This window comes from Sphingobacterium sp. UBA7625 (genome assembly GCF_002484085.1).
GTDB lineage: Bacteria > Bacteroidota > Bacteroidia > Sphingobacteriales > Sphingobacteriaceae > Sphingobacterium > Sphingobacterium athyrii.
The window spans coordinates 1-3,865 of record NZ_DLJD01000054.1; the positions used below are offsets into that span (position 1 = coordinate 1).

Annotated in this window: 3 protein-coding genes; all 3 read right to left on the reverse strand. The window is 39.8% G+C overall.

Going from position 1 to position 3,865, the window contains the following annotated elements:
* Window positions 1-797: 797 nt before the first annotated feature.
* From B4G94_RS22835 to B4G94_RS22845, 3 genes are read right to left on the reverse strand one after another with little or no spacing between them, the layout of a single operon-like run.
* On the reverse strand, window positions 798-1,193 hold the full coding sequence (locus B4G94_RS22835; protein ID WP_286862214.1) for a GtrA family protein: 396 nt from the start codon (window positions 1,191-1,193) through the stop codon (window positions 798-800).
* 2 nt (window positions 1,194-1,195) lie between these two features.
* Window positions 1,196-1,888, reverse strand: coding sequence for a CDP-alcohol phosphatidyltransferase family protein (locus B4G94_RS22840; protein ID WP_108635092.1), 693 nt, complete (start codon window positions 1,886-1,888; stop codon window positions 1,196-1,198).
* A 9-nt stretch (window positions 1,889-1,897) separates the two neighbouring features.
* On the reverse strand, window positions 1,898-2,890 hold the full coding sequence (locus B4G94_RS22845) for an NAD-dependent epimerase/dehydratase family protein (RefSeq protein ID WP_286862216.1): 993 nt from the start codon (window positions 2,888-2,890) through the stop codon (window positions 1,898-1,900).
* Between the last annotated feature and the right edge of the window lie 975 nt (window positions 2,891-3,865).

Genomic DNA, 3,865 nt, shown 5'->3' on the forward strand with positions numbered 1-3,865 from the left:
GGAAACTTGACGGATTGTTTTTACCGGAAGCTGACCTGAGGGCCTTAGGGGGCAGGCTTACGGGCAGGCAAAGCGGAGAAACGATACGTGAAACGTCGGAATGGCTCGCAGGGTGCTTGCCTGCTACCCCGTGCAACCAGAAACCTCCGAGCTGGCAAAGCAGGATAAATGTGAAGTCAGCAAAACAGTTCCAGGAGAGAAATCTGGAGCAGAAAGGCGGGGAATGACGCGTCTTTCGCTTATTCTTTTGATTGGGGTACTGACTCCTTAATGGTTTTTAACCAAAAGCACAGCACTGGCTAATAGAAAACATGAGGGATACTAGAATAAGAACCTGAGATTGGAAAGATCGAATGTGGGCAGGTATAAAAAGCATAAGCGCAAACAAACCGCGGAAACTGCAGAAATATAATGCAAAAGCGAAGTCACCAAGGTCAGCACAAATTCATTGTTTAGTTAGGGTTTGTTTAGNNATGGATTGCTAACTTAAATCTAGATTATTCCTAAACTAAGATATAATCAATAGCGAACAATTAAACCAAATAGCCTTAGCTTTACTTAAAAGAATATAACTGTTAATGCTATGGTTATCGATGATAATCCAAAATGCAAACGCCGGCAACCAAAATTAAAATAGCACTGAAACGATCTACAAATAACCTGGAGTTATCAATACAGATTGCAATTTCACCAATTTAAAATTTAAAAAATGGATTAGAAGTCCCAAAAAAAGCTATACAGAAAAAACAATATTAAGCTGAACGGCATCGTTCAATCGAGAAGAAAAGGGAAACAAATTACTTCCCATTGTCTTTAAAGACCCAGAAACGCTGAAGTGTGTAATTAAAGCCTAAAGAAACAAGCAACTCAACAAGTAGCTTTGAAAACAAAAAGTTAAAATGGTATACGTCCACCAGAAAGTGAATGCCAGTAGATTTGAGCAGAATACTGCCACAGACAACAATTACAAACTTCCATAACTGACTACCTACAGAATTTTGCGTGCTTCCAAAAGACCAATACCGATTGATCAAGAAGTTTACGACAGCGCCAAGGCTACCGCTGATTGCATTGGAGAAAGGCGCGCTAATGTGTAACAGTTTATAACAGGCAGAATATGCACCAAAATCAAACAATCCGCCCAGAAAGGCGGACAATTGTGCTTTTAGAAAAATAACAACCCTTGAAGACATATTTAGCCCGCCTCCTCTTGTTGTTTTTTCAGTTTATCTTCCTTATCCTTCGCATCCCCCAATTTTAACAACAGACGTGTATCATTTGCATTAATAATAAAAAGCAACAGGCAAATCACAAATACACACCAATTAATGGAACCGGGCATCAATACCTCCAATAACATCACCAAGGAAATAATCACACGTATTTCTGTCGGCCCCAAGATTCCGGCATCTATGGTATACTTATCAGTAATTCTATACCGAAGTTGGGATATAATCATCGCCCATCCATATAAGGAGACCAACGTAAAGCCGAGATATTTAAAATCACCTGTCGTATAGAGCACATATCCCAATCCGATAAATACTGTACTGATCCAATCCATTACAATATCGAGTGCAAATCCATACCAACGGCGTGATTTATTCCGATAAAATGCAATACGTCCATCCAATGAATCACCAAACCATTGTACAAAAAAACCAGGAATACCTAAAAGTAAATAACGGATATCAACATATTCTGCTAGTAAAAAACTCCCTAAAACCATCAGGGATCCCAAAAAACCGATCGCCGTAAGGCCATCAGAAGTAATCCAATTCGGAACCCTCGGCACGAGGTATGTAATCAACTTTTGTTCGGGTTCACTCAGGATATTTGTTCTTTTTCGATCTTGAAAAAGCTTTTTATTTATTTTAAACTCACTCATTATCTGTGATTATAACCATTTATTTTCTTTATACCAAGCCAGTGCCTCCTCTAAGCCCACTTTCAAATTGTATTTAGGTTGGTATTGTATTTGGCTTTGAGCCAATGAAATATCACAGCCCCAATTTTCCGCTGTAAGTTCATTCAGTCGCTCTGGATATAGTACAGGTATTGTTTTTGAATTTTTATATACACGTTCAAAGATTACAGCCACTGCTTTGACAATCCCCAAGGGAATATGCATCCGGATCATTTTCTTCTGCGTGAACTCTTTAAAAATTTTGGCCATTTCATATCTATCATAGACCTGACCATCACTCAGATTGTATACTCTTTTCCCTCCTTGATCAAAACGGCAAGCGTTTAAAATCGCTTGAACTAGATCCGTCACATAAATAAAGCTTAGCTTTTGAGGAGATCTTCCGACATAGGCATCCATTCCACCGTTCATTGTCTTGAAAAGAATAAAAATATCTTTCTCTCTGGGACCATATACTGCTGTAGGCCGTAAAATTGTCACCGGTTGTCCCTCAAACTCACTCAATGCGAGTTCCGCCTTGCTTTTGCTTCGACCATAAGCTGTCACTGGGCAGTAGGGATTACATTCATCAATTAAATTGGATGCATAAGGAACAGGTCCTATGGCTGCAAGACTACTTACAAATACAAATCTGCGGATTGGGTTTTCCAATGAAAAACAGGCCGAAGCCAAGTTTTTGGTATAACCAACATTGACCTTTTCTAAATCTTCTTCGCGTTTGGCACGCGTCATTGCCGCTGCATGTACGACATAGGTATAGTTTTCCGATTCCAATAAAGCTTTGATGGAAGCTTCATCCGTGAAATCAGGATAAACAAATTTATCCACAACAGAACGAATTTCTGAAACGTCACTCGACTTTCTAACGGCAGCATGAACTTCCATTCCGGCTTCCTTCGCCGCCCTTGTCAAATGATAACCCACAAAACCACTCGCTCCAGTGATTAATATTTTTTCTATCATAATGATTTTTNNTGTACAATTCTCCATTCATTTGTTCAATGGCATGGTTCATCATATAATTATGCTCCAACATCCACGAACATTCAGCCCCTTTTATATTAGAATCTTTTGATTCTCTAATAATTCGGCCATACAAACAAGCTTCAATACCAAGCTTGCGATAATCTTCCAATACACCCAACATCAATACCCGTAGCAAATTGATTTTTTTCTTTCCGAACAACAACTTAAAAATACCCGTAGGAAGTAAACGGCCTTTCTTCACTTTGATAAGAATTTGATTGATATCGGGGATACCTAAGCCAAAACCAACGAGCTCCCCGTCTTTTTCGGCCACAATGGCAAAACGTGGATCGAGGATCATCTTCAGATCTTTAGCTGTATAGTTAAATTCATCTTCCGTCATCGGAACGAATCCTGAATTTTTATCCCAAGCTCTATTATAGATATCACGAACCTTGGCAGCTTCGTTTTTAAAATCCTTTACATTAAATTGGCGCAATGTAATTCCTGATCTTTTTAAACGTTCCTCCAACTTATCCAAAAGCTTTACAGAGCGCTTATCGGCAGTTTGCTCCATGACCAGATACGCCCTAAGATCTACCTTCTGTCCATAACCGGCATTGGTAATCAAATCCATGTAATAGGGTGAATTGTAGGGCATCATCGCCACTGGTGGTCTATCAAAGCCCTCAACCAAAAGCCCTACCGTATCATTGGTTGACAAATTGATAGGGCCGACGATGGTATCTCCACCTTTAGCTTTCACCCATTTTTCAGCAGTTTCAAACAAAGCATTAGCCACCTCCTGATCATCGATGCAATCAAAAAAACCCCATTGCCCTTCATTGACATGATTAAAGGCGTTGTGGTTGTTGTTCCAAATCGCGCAGATTCGGCCAACGATCTCATCATTACGAAAAGCTAGAAAGGGTTGTGCTTGGGAATGTTTGTAAAAGGGATGCTTGTCAGGGG